This is a genomic window from Bacillus sp. GW823-FHT06B01, from assembly GCF_058952315.1.
In genome coordinates this window covers 840559-855033 of record NZ_JBXAHR010000002.1, presented here as the reverse complement: position 1 = coordinate 855033, position 14475 = coordinate 840559, and the positions used below count along the sequence as shown (strand labels likewise).

The window sequence follows — 14475 nt, the reverse complement described above, 5'->3', positions numbered from 1 at the left end:
GACGTTTTTTTATAATTATTTTACAATGTGAATTGGCATTCCAAGAGCAACTTCAGCTGCTTCCATTGTGATCTCACCTAATGTTGGGTGAGCGTGGATTGTTTGAGCGATATCTTCTGCTGTCATTCCAGCTTCGATAGCTAAACCAATCTCAGAGATAATATCAGAAGCGCCTGCACCTGCAACTTGAGCACCTACAAGAAGACCATCTTCTTTACGCGTTACAAGTTGTAGGAAACCGTCAGTGCTGTTTAATGATAATGCACGACCGTTAGCAGCGAATGGGAACTTAGATACAGCTACTGTCATTCCTGCTTCTTCAGCTTGTTTCTTAGTGTAACCAACAGATGCTAATTCAGGATCAGTGAAGCATACTGCAGGAATTCCGATGTAATCGATTGCTGATGCATGGCCACTAATTGCTTCAACAGCTACTTTACCTTCGTAAGAAGCTTTGTGAGCTAATGGTGGTCCAGGAACGATATCACCGATTGCATAGATGTTTGATACGTTTGTACGACATTGCTCATCAATTTCGATGATGCCGCGGTCAGTCATTTTAACTCCAACTTGCTCAAGACCAATTTCTTGAGTGTTTGGACGACGACCTACAGTTACTAATACGTAATCTGCTTCTACAGTTTGGATTTCACCTTTAACTTCGAAGCTAACTTTTACGCCAGTTTCTGTTTCTTCAACGCCTTTAGCCATAGCTTTTGTATGGATATTTACGTTACCTTTCTTTTGAAGAGCACGTTTAACAACAGAGCTCATAGCTTTTTCGAAACCAGCTAAGATTTCGTCGCCAGCTTCTACTACAGTAACTTCTGTACCGAAGTTAGCATATGCAGTTCCTAATTCCATACCGATGTAACCGCCGCCGATTACAACAAGTTTTTTAGGAATTTCAGGTAAGCTTAAAGCACCTGTAGAGTTGATAACACGTTTAGAGTATTTGAATCCTGGAATTTCGATTGGTGTAGAACCAGTTGCAAGAACAGCATTTTTAAACGTATACGTTTGTGCTGCATCTTCAGTCATTACGCGTAATGTGTTAGCATCTACGAAGTAAGCTTCACCGCGAATGATTTCAACTTTGTTACCTTTAAGAAGGCCTTCAACACCGCCAGTTAATTTCTTAACTACGCCGTTTTTCCATTCTTGAACTTTTGTAAAGTCAACTTTTACGTTCTCTGCAGTGATACCCATGTCATCAGAATGCATTGCATTCTCATAACGATGACCTGCATTGATTAACGCTTTTGAAGGAATACATCCAACGTTTAAGCATACGCCACCAAGGTTAGCTTTTTCGATAATTGCTACCTTTTGACCTAATTGTGCTGCACGAATTGCCGCAACGTATCCACCAGGACCTGCACCAACAACGACTGTATCTAATTCAATTGGGAAATCTCCTACTACCATTGTTATTACGCCTCCATTACTAATAATTGTGGGTCATTCAATAGACGTTTAATTTGGTTTAATGCTTTTTGAGCAGTTGCGCCGTCAATTAAACGATGGTCAAAGCTTAGAGATAATGCTAATACTGGAGCTGCAACGATTTCACCGTTTTTCACAACTGGCTTCTCAGCGATACGGCCGATACCAAGGATTGCTACTTCTGGGTGATTGATAACTGGAGTGAACCATTGTCCACCTGCAGAACCAATGTTTGTGATTGTGCAAGAAGCACCTTTCATTTCAGCCGGAGCTAAACGACCATCACGTGCTTTACCAGCAAGATCATTGATCTCGTTAGAAATAGTGAAGATAGACTTGCGATCTGTATCTTTAACAACTGGTACTAATAGACCTTTGTCTGTATCAGCTGCGATACCGATGTTGAAGTAATGTTTATGAACTACTTCTTGAGAAGCATCATCTAAAGAAGTGTTTAACATTGGGTATTCACGTAATGCAGATGTTAAAGCTTTAACAACGTATGGAAGGTAAGTTAATTTAATACCTTTGTCAGCTGCAACAGCTTTGAACTTCTTACGGTGAGCAACAAGTTCTGTTACATCTACTTCATCCATTAATGTTACGTGAGGAGCTGTATGCTTAGAGTTAACCATTGCTTTAGCAATCGCTTTACGGATACCACTCATTTTCTCACGAGTTTCTGGATATTCACCAGCTGGGATTGGTTGTGCTTTTGGTGCTTCTTCTTTCGCTGCTGCTGGAGTAGCTTCTACTGCTGCTGGAGCCTCAGTTGCTGCTACTGCTTGTCCACCATTTGCAAATGCATCGATGTCAGCTTTTACGATACGGCCGTTCTTACCAGAACCAGCTACTTTATGAATGTCTACGCCGTTCTCACGAGCATATTTACGAACAGATGGCATAGCGATTACGCGCTCATTTACTACTTCTGCAGTTGCTGCTGGAGTAGCTTCCGCTGCTGGAGCTTCTACTGCTTCTTCAGCTTTTGGAGCTGCATCATGATCGTCACCTTTAAATTTAAGGTTTTCGTATCCAGGAGCATCAAATTTAATTAATGTATCTCCTACAATTGCAACTGTTCCTTCTTCTACAAGTACTTCAAGTACTTTACCTTTAACAGGAGAAGGGATTTCTACTACTGCTTTATCATTTTGTACTTCAAGAAGTACATCGTCTTCGTTTACTTCATCGCCTGGTTTAATAAACCATTTTACGATTTCACCTTCGTGGATACCTTCACCGATATCTGGTAGTTTAAATTCAAATGCCACGGAATTCAGCCCCCTGATTCATTTCATTATTATGGAATATGTACAAAAGAAACCAGCATGTGCTGATTTCTTTTGCACATGAAAAGCTAAAAATTAGAAGTTCATTACTTTGTTAACAGCTTCAACAATATCTTTATGGTTTGGTAACCATACGCTCTCAGCTTGAGAGAATGGGAATACTGTATCAGCAGCTGCAACACGTACAACTGGAGCTTCTAAGTTTAAGATTGCACGGTCGTTAATTTCCGCTACAACGTTAGCTGCAATACCAGCTTGTTTTTGTGCTTCTTGAACTACAACTACGCGGCCTGTTTTTTCAACAGAAGCGATGATTGTTTCGATATCTAATGGTTGAACTGTACGTAAGTCAACTACCTCTAAAGAGATACCTTCTTTTTCAAGTTCTTCAGCAGCTTTTAATGCAGCATGAACCATAGCACCGTAAGCGATAACAGATACATCTGTACCTTCACGTTTGATATCAGCTTTACCTAAATCAATTGTGTAATCGCCTTCTGGTACATCTTGACGGAATGAACGGTACAATTTCATATGCTCTAAGTAGATAACTGGATCGTTGTCACGAATCGCAGAGATTAAAAGACCTTTTGCATCGTATGGAGTAGATGGAATAACAACTTTTAGACCAGGTTGTTGAGCCACTAATCCTTCTAAGCTATCAGCATGTAGTTCAGGAGTATGAACACCGCCACCGAATGGAGAACGAATTGTTACTGGAGCAGTCCAACGTCCACCAGAACGGTAACGCATACGAGCTAATTGACCAGAAACTGAATCCATTACTTCATAAATGAAACCGAAGAATTGGATTTCTGGAACTGGACGGAAGCCTTCTAATGCAAGTCCAACTGCAAGTCCACCAATACCAGACTCTGCAAGTGGAGTATCCATTACACGATCTTCACCGAATTCAGCTTGTAAACCTTCAGTAGCACGGAATACACCGCCGTTTACACCAACGTCTTCACCAAACACAAGTACGTTAGGGTCATTTTTCATTTCAACGCGTAAAGCATCAGTGATTGCTTGAATCATTGTCATTTGAGCCATGGCTTACTTCGACTCCTTTTCTTTGTAAATTTCATATTGTTCAGCTAAGTTGTAAGGCATTTTTTCGTACATGATTTCCATTAAATCAGTAACTTTTTGTTTTGGAGCTTGGTCAGCCTTAGCAATTGCTTGTTTGATATCTTCTTTTGCTTCTTCGATTACTTTCTCTTCAACTTCTTGAGACCATAGGCCTTTGTTTTCTAAGAATGCACGGAAGCGTACGATTGGATCTTTTTGTTCCCATTCGTTCTCGATATCTTTTGTACGGTAACGAGTTGGGTCATCACCAGCCATTGTATGTGGACCGTAACGGAATGTTAAAGTCTCGATTAAAGTAGGGCCTTCTCCGTTTACTGCACGCTCACGAGCGAAAGCAGTTGCTGCGTATACAGCTAATGGATCCATACCGTCTACTTGAATTCCGTAAATACCTGCTGCTACTGCTTTTTGTGCTACAGTTTTAGCTGCAGATTGCTTTTCTACTGGAGTAGAGATTGCATAACGGTTGTTTTGTACAACGAAGATTGCTGGAGCCTTGAATGCACCCGCAAAGTTCATACCTTCGTAGAAGTCACCTTGTGAAGCACCACCGTCACCAGTGTAAGTAATTGCAACAGATTTTTTACCACGTAGTTTCATACCTAACGCAACACCAGCAGTTTGGATGATTTGCGCACCGATGATGATTTGTGGAGCAAGTGCATTTACATTCTCAGGCATTTGGTTACCCATGAAATGTCCACGAGAGAATAAGAATGCTTGGTATAATGGTAAACCGTGCCATACTAATTGTGGCACATCACGATATCCTGGTAAGATGAAATCTTCTGCTTCAAGTGCGAAATGACTTGCTAATTGAGAAGCCTCTTGTCCAGCTGTTGGTGCGTAGAAACCTAAACGTCCTTGACGGTTTAAAGAAATAGAACGTTGATCTAGTACGCGAGTATACACCATACGGCGCATTAATTCTTTTAATTGATCATCAGATAATTCAGGCATAGCCGCTTCATTCACAACTTCGCCTTTTTCATTTAAAATTTGTAATGTTTCAAATTGAGCTGCGATAGCTTTCATTTGCTCATCAACATTAAATAGGGTCTTTTTTGTTTTAGTACCCATTCCGTTCACCTCTTCCTCTCTTGAACCATATTCTGAAACGCTTTCACTATCTATTGGCTAGACTGAAAACGCAACAATGTAAACCAACAAATTTATTTGTCGGTTGAGAATAATTTTGTGTACCTAACAATCTGTACTAATGTTTTTTCAGAAACATATTAATACAATCTTGATCACGTTTTTTAGTTTACAACTATTCTAATTACGATGTCAATTACTTTGAATACGTTTTTTTATAAATAATCTGCAGGCTTCTTCTACACAAACGTGTTTTTATTTTTCACATCTGTATTAGTAAGCATTAACCCGCTGTTATATTATTCCCTTTTTAACTTGTTTTTTCTCTTAGAATAATATGTAAACGATTTAATTCTCTTTAGTTTTTCTCCCTTCTTAGCAAAAATATACAAACTCTTCTTCCTTTTATAGGTAATTACCCATACATTTCTACTCTTCCCTCCATACATTGTAGTAACCGCAGTATTAGCGGGAAATGATAAAGGAGGTCATCTCATGTACGGATACTCATATTGCTATCCAACTTGTTCATATCCTTCCTACGGTTATGGCGGTTCTTGTGGCGGGTCTTGTGGCGGGTCTGGACGCGGCTTCGCCTTAATCGTTGTGTTGTTTATTCTTTTAATTATCGTTGGTGCTGCTTGCATTCGCTAATGTAAAATGAAACAACTATGGAAAGAAACAGACGGCTTTGCCGTCTGTTTCTTTTTATTACATACAATAGAACTCTTTCCAAAGCGCTTCTCCCTACTTGTCGATGACTTTTTTCGGCTCCTTTGGTAGACTAAAAGGGAAAGGAGAGATTACATATGCTTACAATGAAAGATGTAATTCGCGAAGGAGATCCTATTTTGCGAAATGTTGCAGAAGAGGTAGTAATACCAGCGAGCGAAGAAGATACAAATACACTTAAAGAAATGATTGAATTTGTAATAAATAGCCAAGATCCTGAAATGGCTGAAAAATATAATTTACGCCCTGGAATCGGATTAGCGGCTCCACAAATCGGTATTTCAAAGAAAATGATTGCGGTTCATGTAACAGATACAGACGGTACGTTATATAGTCATGCATTATTCAATCCAAAAATCATTAGTCATTCTGTTGAGCGTACATATTTACAAAGTGGTGAAGGCTGTCTATCAGTAGACCGTGAAGTACCTGGTTATGTCCCTCGTTACACAAGAATTACAGTGAAAGCAACATCTATCAACGGCGAAGAAGTAAAATTGCGTTTAAAAGGTTTACCAGCAATCGTATTTCAGCATGAAATTGACCATTTAAATGGTGTTATGTTCTATGACCACATTAATAAAGAAAATCCATTTGCTGCTCCTGACGATTCAAAACCTTTAGAGCGATAATAAAAAAGGCGGGAGTTAATCTTCCGCCTTTTTTTATATGAAATGGGTTCCATATTCACTTATAGCAATCCAGCCCATTTTAAGCCATGATATATGCCGTCTTCACTAACATCCTTTGTCACATGATTTGCAAGTTTTTTCAAGTCTTCATGACCATTCCCCATCACAATACCCGTCCCAACTGCTTCAATCATTTCTAAATCATTTAAACCATCTCCAAATGCATACACTTGTTCACGGTTAAATCCTAATTTTTCAATGAATTTCTCAATCCCTTTTGCCTTAGAACCGCCATTTGGAATAATATCCATGGAATATGCATGCCAGCGAATAAAATGAAAGTCTGGGTAATGATTAATAAACTTTTCTTCTTCATTCACTTCACAGAAAAGAAGTGTTTGATAAATATTACGTTTCTCATAGAAATCAGGTTCATATGCCGGATGCTCAAAATTTAAGCTTCCAAAACCTTCTTTCACATAATCATGATATTCCACTGATGCTCTCATTTCTTGATGATCAAGATATACAAGTGGATATCCTTCTTGTTTTGCAAACTGAGTAAACTTATGTAAGGCAGCTGGATGTAACGGGTTATTAAATATTACCTCATCTTCAAATACAACGTACTGTCCATTAAAGCTAACATAATTATGTATATTGAGTTCCTCACGAATATCTTCAAACATAAATGGCGCACGTCCTGTCGCAATTGCTACATGCACACCTTTCTCTTGTAAATGTCTTACTGCATCTCGTGTAGATTGCGGAATCTTCTTATCATGATCTAATAATGTTCCATCAATATCAAAAAAGACAATTTTATCATTCATTTGTCAAAATCCTTTCTGTTACTCTATATTCCTATTTTGATTATCGCTTTTCAAATTCTAAAAAAAAGTATAACATATTAAACATCTGTGAAGAAAGCGTTCACTTTCTGACCTTATTTATGAAACCTGCATATATATGTTAGTAAAAAATGTGGATACTTGTTCGTATGAATTTTCTTTTCTATTCTTTCTCATACTATACCTATAACTAACGGCTACTAATCGTTACTATAGAATAACTTTCCCTGTATGAGAAAGGACAAGATTCAACATTCACTTTTGTCTTCTTTCTTATATCAGAGACGGAGTTTTCACTAGTAATATGCATGTTTTAAATAAGGAAAGGAAGGAGTAATCATGCTGAAGAAGCTGAAGAAAAAGCTCAAGCGTTATTTAAAAGATCTAGTCCGTAAAAAGACAATCGCTTAAATTGTGCCCATTTCGGGCTTTTTCTTCATTCTCATTCGAAAAAACATGAAAATCGTGACTGTTTGCTTTATAATAAGTAACAGATAATGCAAAACATAGACAAGGAGAGGTTTTCCAAATGATTTTTAAAGTATTTTATCAAGTAAAATTGACTGAGGTTCCAGTACGTGAAAATACAAAAGTTTTATATTTAGAGGCTACGTCTGAAAAGGATGTTCGTAAGAAATTAAATAAGTTCGCATATAATATCGAGTTCGTTCAGTCTGTTACTGGTGCTCATCTTGAATATGAAAAAGAAAACGCTGATTTAATATTAGCGGAAATCGTATAGTCATATGAAATTTCTAAAGAATGATCAAGCTGCCGTTTTTGCTTTAGGTGGACTTGGTGAAATCGGTAAAAATACATATGCTGTTCAATTTCAAGATGAAATTATTATTATTGATGCTGGAATTAAATTTCCAGAAGACGAACTCCTCGGAATCGATTATGTAATACCAGATTACACTTATTTTGTGCGAAACGAAGATAAAATTAAAGGATTATTCATTACACATGGTCACGAAGATCATATCGGTGGAATTCCTTACTTATTACGTCAAGTAAACATCCCGATTTATGGCGGAAAATTAGCAATTGCACTAATCAAAAACAAATTAGAAGAGCACGGATTACTTCGTAAAGCAAAACTTTATGAAATTCAAGAAGATGATGTTATTAAATTTAAAAAGACATCTGTTTCCTTCTTCCGTACAACTCACAGTATCCCAGATTCATACGGAGTTGTTGTGAAAACACCTCAAGGACAAGTTGTTCATACTGGCGATTTCAAATTTGATTTCACACCAGTCGGTGAACCAGCGGACTTAACAAAAATGGCTGAAATCGGAAAAGACGGCGTACTTTGTCTCTTATCTGACAGTACAAACAGTGAAGTTCCAAACTTTACAATGTCTGAGCGCCGTGTTGGTGATAGTATTCAAGATATTTTCCGCAAAGTAGAAGGTCGTATTATCTTTGCAACCTTTGCATCAAATATCCATCGCTTGCAACAAGTTGTTGAAGCGGCTGTTGAAAACAATCGTAAAGTGGCTGTGTTCGGTCGCAGTATGGAAGCGGCGATTGAAATCGGACAAAACCTTGGTTATATTCGCTGTCCGAAGGATACATTCATAGATACAGCTCAACTAAATCGCCTACCGGCTAATAAAGTTGTTATTTTATGTACAGGTAGTCAAGGTGAGCCAATGGCAGCACTTTCACGTATTGCTAATGGTACTCATCGTCAAATTCAAATTATTCCTGGCGACACAGTTGTTTTCTCTTCTTCACCAATCCCTGGTAATACAATTAGTGTAAGCCGTACAATTAACATGTTGTATCGTGCTGGTGCTGATGTAATCCACGGAAAACTGTCAAACATTCATACGAGTGGACACGGTGGACAAGAAGAACAAAAACTAATGCTTCGTCTAATTAAACCGAAGTATTTCATGCCAATTCATGGTGAATACCGCATGCAACGTATGCATATGAAGTTAGCAAACGATTGTGGTATTCCAGAAGAAAACTGTTTCATCATGGATAATGGAGATGTTCTTGCTCTTCGTTCTGATGAAGCAAGCGTAGCTGGTAAAATACCATCTGGATCTGTCTATATTGACGGAAATGGTATTGGAGATATCGGTAATATCGTGTTACGTGATCGTCGTATTCTTTCTGAAGAAGGACTTGTTATTGTAGTTGTAAGCATTGATATGAAAGAGTTTAAAGTTGCAGCAGGACCTGATATTATCTCACGTGGTTTCGTGTATATGCGCGAAAGTAGTGATTTAATTAATGATGCTCAAACATTAATTACAACTCATTTAGAAAAAGTAATGGAGCGTAAAACAACACAATGGTCTGAAATTAAAAATGAAATTACAGACACATTAGCACCATTCCTATATGAGAAAACGAAACGTCGCCCAATGATTTTACCAATCATTATGGAAATATAAGAAAAAGGACAATACCTTCATGGTATTGTCCTTTTCTCTTATCTTAAAAAGTGTTTAAAACGATCTACTTCATCGTCATGACCAATTACAATTAATATATCTCCCACTTGAATATTTTCCGTAGCTCGAGGAGATACAATAACTTCTTTACCACGTTTAATCGCTACAATATTCAATCCAAACTTCGCACGAATATCTAATTCGATTAAAGAATGACCATCAATTTTTTTATTTGCAATAATCTCTACAATACTATGCTCATCTGAAAGCTCAAGATAGTCTAATACATTACTTGATGCAATATTATTAGCAATCCTTTTTCCCATATCACGCTCGGGGTGCACAATGTGATCTGCCCCTATTTTACTTAACACTTTTTCATGGTAATCATTTTGAGCTTTTACAGTAATATTTTTTACACCTAACTCTTTTAAAATTAATGTTGTTAAAATACTTGAATTTAAATTGTCTCCAATAGCAACGACTACATGATCAAAATTACGAATACCAAGACTTTTTAATACCATCTCATCTGTTGAATCTGCAATTACAGCATGTGAAGCTATATTTGCAAACTCATTAATTTTATCCTCATCTGAATCAATTGCCATTACTTCCATACCTAATTGAGCGAGTTCTCGGCAAATACTTCCACCAAAACGTCCAAGGCCAATGACAGCAAATTCTTTCTCTTTTTCACCCACAGGAATTCCTCCAATAACATCGAATACTATGTATTTTTATTGTAACATACTTTAGATTTGCTACAAAAACCTGTATATCATTCTTATTTTTGTTTTTGCATATAAAAATACTGTTGTAAATAAAATGCGATACTGAAAATTAACATACCAAATACAAATATATTTCCAAATGAACTAAATGTTTCAAAAACGAATAATAACGTTTCTTGTCCGAAGAAAGCAAATAATAGTTGTGTAAATGCGAATAGCAATGCCAATATATAATGATGTTGATGGAATAAATAATGTGTTGCACCTAAAAAAGCGATAAACGAAATAATGAAAATCCACCAATTTTCTAAAAACAGTTGCCAATTAGTAAATTGATATCCATTTACTAATATCGCAATAATTCCTATAACAGCCATCGTTGGCACACTCCAAAATAATGCTCGCCCTCTAAAGAAGCGTGTTCCTTTAACATCACCTTTTTCATGTGCAATGTATGTGAGTACTACCGTACTTATGTACAAAACTGAAAGAATTGTTAAAACGATAATAAGCCAAAAATGTAATTGATAATACTCATGCTCTATGTTTGTCACGATAGCCGCTAACATACACGGGATTAACATTCCAGTCCAACCATCTACTTTTCTTTCATTCCAAAACACTGTGTTACCAATCCGTATCCCTAACAACATAAAAATAATGATACCTAGTACAAATAATGTCGTTTTATTCCCTACTAAACTCGTCGAGAAAGCAATTAATCCAATAAATAAAAAGAGCACAAACCCATTCATAATTTCTAATACAGGTGATAAATATCTTTTCACCCATTTATATGTTTCGTCATATTCGTGATTATCTACTAAACGGTAGGCATAAAAACTTATCCCAAAATACACCGCCGCAATAATAACATACGCATATAAGACGAAACACAACATTGCACTGCTAATTTGCACGTAATTCCCCACCCTTTTTTCTATGTTTCACCTTGATTTTACACACTTTCTACACGAAATGTAAACATATATAAGCTAGTTAACTAATCATCTTCTCAATAAGCGATAATGAATAATGAGCAGCGGCTCAAAACCGCTGCTCATTACTTTATCCATTTGTATGCCAATGTGTATCCAAAACAAATATGAAAGATGTTTTCGTCTTGGAACTAACAAGTACCAACTGTAAGTTTTTTCAAAGTTGGCGAGCGAGTTTACTTTCTAGTTCCTTTCCACTTTACATATTGATCTAAAAATACGATAGCTTTCTCAATAACCTCTTCATCTGGTTTTAATTTTGCATGGTGTAAACCATATTCTGAATTTACCCCAAGCCAAAACATAAATCCAGGAATCTCTTGAAGCATATAACCAAAATCTTCCCCTGTCATTGCCTCAGTACATGTAATTACATTCATATCAGTTTGTTCACTTACAAACTGCATAAACTCTCTCGTTAATACCTCATGGTTATATACTTGATGATACATCGCTCCATAGTCAATAACAGCTTCACATTGGAAGGAAGCTTCTATACCTGCAACAATTGCCTCAATCCTACTTTTAACACGCCTCATTGATTCCACTGATAAAGTTCGAATCGTTCCTTCTAACCGAGACTTTTCTGCTATGATATTTTGAACTGTACCACCTGTTATTTTTCCGATTGTAATCACTGCACTATCAAGAGGATTCACATTACGACTAATAACGGATTGAAGTTGTGTAACAAGGTGACTTGCCGCTACAATCATATCATTTGCAGTATGCGGGTAGGCTGCATGTCCACCTTTCCCTTTCAAATCAACATATAACTCTGATGTATTTGCAAATAATAGCCCCTCTTTTGTGGCAATTGTTCCTACAGCGTATTCAGGTGCAATATGAAGACCAAGAATGATATTCGGCTTCCATTCTTTTAACTCTTCACTCTCTAACATAGGAAGAGCCCCTCCTGGCCCTTCTTCAGCTGGTTGGAATAGAAACACAAGGTCATCATCTATTCTTTCTGTTACAGCTGCTGTTAGAAGGCCTAAACCGATTGTTGTATGCAAATCGTGTCCACATGCATGCATCATTCCTTCATGAATAGAAGCAAACTCATATCCAGTTTCTTCAGTAATTGGCAAACCGTCTATATCTGCGCGATAACCGATAATTTTTTCTGGATTTTTTCCATTTACTTTAACAATGACACCCGTTTTCCATACTTTCACTTCCACATATTCATTCGAAAGCGTTCCGATGTAATCTAAAATATACTGTTGTGTTTTCCACTCTTTAAATCCAATTTCCGGTATTTTGTGTAAGTCTCTACGAATTTGAACGAATTTGCTTACTGCCATTTTTGCACCTCTATCTATAAAAAGCGCAAGAGCCTGTTATGCTCTTACGCTTTTTTTGTGTTTATTTCTCTGGGTTTAATTGACGAAGCTCTTGTTTAATTTCAGTTTTTGCTTTTGTCTTCTCATCAATCTCTTTAATTACACGTGCTGGAGTACCGGCAACAACTGTATATGGAGGTACATCTTCTGTTACAACAGCTCCTGCTGCTACAACTGCACCCTTACCTACTGTAACTCCCTCTAACACAACTACGTTTGCACCAATTACAACATCATCTTCAACGATAACTGGTTTTGCTGAAGGCGGCTCAATAACACCTGCAAGTACTGCACCTGCACCTACGTGACAGTTCTTACCAACAGTTGCACGTCCACCAAGTACCGCGTTCATGTCAATCATAGTACCTTCACCAATTACAGCACCGATATTAATTGTTGCATTCATCATAATAACAGCGTTGTCGCCGATTTCAACGTGATCACGAATAATCGCGCCTGGCTCAATACGAGCTTTAATACCTTTTAAATCAAGCATTGGAATTGCAGAATTACGACGGTCATTTTCAACAACGTAATCAGCAATGTGCTTGCTATTTTCATCAAGAATTGTCTTAATATCAGACCATTCTCCAAATAATACACCAGACTTTTTATTTACAAATGCTTGTACCGTTTCAGGGAATGTTACTTCTTTTAAATCCCCTTTTATGTATACCTTTACAGGAGTTTTCTTTTCACTTTTTTGAATAAACGAAATAATTTCGTTAGCGTCCATCATTTTCATTCTTGTTGCCTCCTAAATCCATTTATAATGTTACTCTACCAAACGATAGAGCGAGTAGCAAGATAATAATCCTATTTTTCCATTTGAATTTCTTCTATAATTTCTAAAAATGCCCTTACTTGCTTTAATTGTCTGGCCGATTCACTCGTCAATAACCATGTTTCTCTCGTTAATTGAACAGGTGTTTTATACATATTTTCCTGTACTTCTTTTAAAACAGTAGAAGGTAAAAGAGCATAACCTATACCATTTAAAACGAGTTGTTTGCAAGTCTCAATTTGATCAACCACAATTGTTCTCTTAGGTGGATTAGAAAATAAACCATACCACCAATTTTGTATTTGTCCATAATAAGTCGAATCACTTTTAAATTGAATAAATGGTCTATTTGTTTCTTTTAACATCGTAATATCTTTTATTTCTTTATCCACTAAATAAAGTTCATCTTCAAATAATTGTTGCTTCTGACCTTTATATTCTTGTGTTCCTCTCAATATAGCAACATGAACGTCCCCTTCATAAAATTGCTTTTGTACTTCACTACTCCAGCCAGTAAACAGCGATATTTTCACAGAAGGGTATTTATGTACAAACTTCTTCAAAACAGGAGGAAGCCAATATTGACCAATAACTGATGCAACAGCTATTTTTAACGTTCCGTGAGTTTCTGTTCTAAAAACAGCTAGCTCACTTTTAATATCCTCTTCCTTTTGCAGCATTTCTTTTGCATAATTTGCGACTTTTTCCCCTTCAGGTGTAATTGTCAATCCTTTTTGTGAGCGAATAAAAAACTTCATTCCCCATTGTTTCTCCATAGATTGTAATCGTTGACTAAGCGCAGGTTGTGAAACAAATAAACGTTCCGCCGCTTTTCTCATATTTGATTCCTGAGCTAACACAACCATCATTTGAAAATCATCAATTTGCAACTTTCTCCCTCTTTCCTTAGCTTCCATACACCTTATCTCAATAAGCTTTTCATCCTTAATTTAACTATATACTCTTATATTTTTTATCTTTTTAAATATAATACATACACAACTGATATGCACGAAAAAAAAGTGACTTCTCCGCTTCTATGAAGTCACTTTTCTC

Annotated in this window: 14 protein-coding genes; 4 read left to right on the top strand and 10 right to left on the bottom strand. The window is 36.9% G+C overall.

Annotation, left to right across the window (positions count from 1 at the left end; translation table 11 throughout):
* Positions 1 to 15 precede the first annotated feature (15 nt).
* The 4 genes from lpdA to pdhA all read right to left on the bottom strand — a co-directional run bounded on the left by lpdA (position 16) and on the right by pdhA (position 4910).
* Positions 16 to 1428, bottom strand: coding sequence for a dihydrolipoyl dehydrogenase (gene lpdA, locus AC1Q8N_RS11600; protein ID WP_000260106.1), 1413 nt, complete (start codon positions 1426 to 1428; stop codon positions 16 to 18).
* 5 nt (positions 1429 to 1433) lie between these two features.
* Positions 1434 to 2720, bottom strand: a complete 1287-nt coding sequence (gene pdhC / locus AC1Q8N_RS11595; RefSeq protein ID WP_098079031.1) for a pyruvate dehydrogenase complex dihydrolipoyllysine-residue acetyltransferase — start codon at positions 2718 to 2720, stop codon at positions 1434 to 1436.
* Between the two features lie 93 nt (positions 2721 to 2813).
* A complete protein-coding gene (gene pdhB / locus AC1Q8N_RS11590; RefSeq protein ID WP_000068162.1) occupies positions 2814 to 3791 on the bottom strand; it encodes a pyruvate dehydrogenase complex E1 component subunit beta in 978 nt (325 codons plus the stop codon).
* Positions 3792 to 3794: 3 nt separating this feature from the next.
* Positions 3795 to 4910, bottom strand: coding sequence for a pyruvate dehydrogenase E1 component subunit alpha (gene pdhA, locus AC1Q8N_RS11585; protein WP_000536893.1), 1116 nt, complete (start codon positions 4908 to 4910; stop codon positions 3795 to 3797).
* A gap of 513 nt (positions 4911 to 5423) precedes the next feature.
* On the opposite strand from pdhA, the gene AC1Q8N_RS11580 reads away from it, so the two are divergent.
* Both AC1Q8N_RS11580 and def read left to right on the top strand, forming a co-directional pair.
* Entirely contained in the window at positions 5424 to 5582 is a 159-nt protein-coding gene (locus AC1Q8N_RS11580) for a YjcZ family sporulation protein (protein WP_086692346.1), read from the top strand.
* Positions 5583 to 5737: 155 nt separating this feature from the next.
* Positions 5738 to 6292: a peptide deformylase gene (def, locus tag AC1Q8N_RS11575; RefSeq protein WP_048546135.1), complete on the top strand. Its 555-nt coding sequence runs from the start codon at positions 5738 to 5740 to the stop codon at positions 6290 to 6292.
* Between the two features lie 59 nt (positions 6293 to 6351).
* Here the strand turns inward: def and AC1Q8N_RS11570 are convergent, their stop codons facing one another.
* The gene (locus AC1Q8N_RS11570) at positions 6352 to 7125 is read right to left on the bottom strand and encodes a Cof-type HAD-IIB family hydrolase (RefSeq protein WP_000998280.1); all 774 of its coding nucleotides are present in this window, start codon (positions 7123 to 7125) and stop codon (positions 6352 to 6354) included.
* A 547-nt stretch (positions 7126 to 7672) separates the two neighbouring features.
* Here AC1Q8N_RS11570 and AC1Q8N_RS11565 point away from each other — a divergent pair.
* Both AC1Q8N_RS11565 and rnjA read left to right on the top strand, forming a co-directional pair.
* A complete protein-coding gene (locus AC1Q8N_RS11565; RefSeq protein WP_048546139.1) occupies positions 7673 to 7885 on the top strand; it encodes a DNA-dependent RNA polymerase subunit epsilon in 213 nt (70 codons plus the stop codon).
* A gap of 4 nt (positions 7886 to 7889) precedes the next feature.
* Positions 7890 to 9557: a ribonuclease J1 gene (gene rnjA, locus AC1Q8N_RS11560; RefSeq protein ID WP_000670370.1), complete on the top strand. Its 1668-nt coding sequence runs from the start codon at positions 7890 to 7892 to the stop codon at positions 9555 to 9557.
* A gap of 38 nt (positions 9558 to 9595) precedes the next feature.
* Here rnjA and AC1Q8N_RS11555 read toward each other — a convergent pair whose 3' ends face one another.
* From AC1Q8N_RS11555 to ccpC, 5 genes are all read right to left on the bottom strand, one after another.
* Positions 9596 to 10261 carry a potassium channel family protein gene (locus AC1Q8N_RS11555; RefSeq protein WP_002160673.1) on the bottom strand — a complete coding sequence of 222 codons (666 nt, stop codon included), beginning with the start codon at positions 10259 to 10261 and terminating at the stop codon, positions 9596 to 9598.
* A gap of 83 nt (positions 10262 to 10344) precedes the next feature.
* Positions 10345 to 11211: a hypothetical protein gene (locus tag AC1Q8N_RS11550; RefSeq protein ID WP_046956446.1), complete on the bottom strand. Its 867-nt coding sequence runs from the start codon at positions 11209 to 11211 to the stop codon at positions 10345 to 10347.
* 254 nt (positions 11212 to 11465) lie between these two features.
* Positions 11466 to 12596 carry an N-acetyldiaminopimelate deacetylase gene (locus AC1Q8N_RS11545; RefSeq protein WP_098079028.1) on the bottom strand — a complete coding sequence of 377 codons (1131 nt, stop codon included), beginning with the start codon at positions 12594 to 12596 and terminating at the stop codon, positions 11466 to 11468.
* 61 nt (positions 12597 to 12657) lie between these two features.
* Complete coding sequence (gene dapD / locus AC1Q8N_RS11540) at positions 12658 to 13380, bottom strand: 2,3,4,5-tetrahydropyridine-2,6-dicarboxylate N-acetyltransferase (protein ID WP_048546141.1); 723 nt, start codon at positions 13378 to 13380, stop codon at positions 12658 to 12660.
* 71 nt (positions 13381 to 13451) lie between these two features.
* Positions 13452 to 14336, bottom strand: a complete 885-nt coding sequence (gene ccpC / locus AC1Q8N_RS11535) for a transcriptional regulator CcpC (protein WP_002008407.1) — start codon at positions 14334 to 14336, stop codon at positions 13452 to 13454.
* Positions 14337 to 14475: the final 139 nt, after the last annotated feature.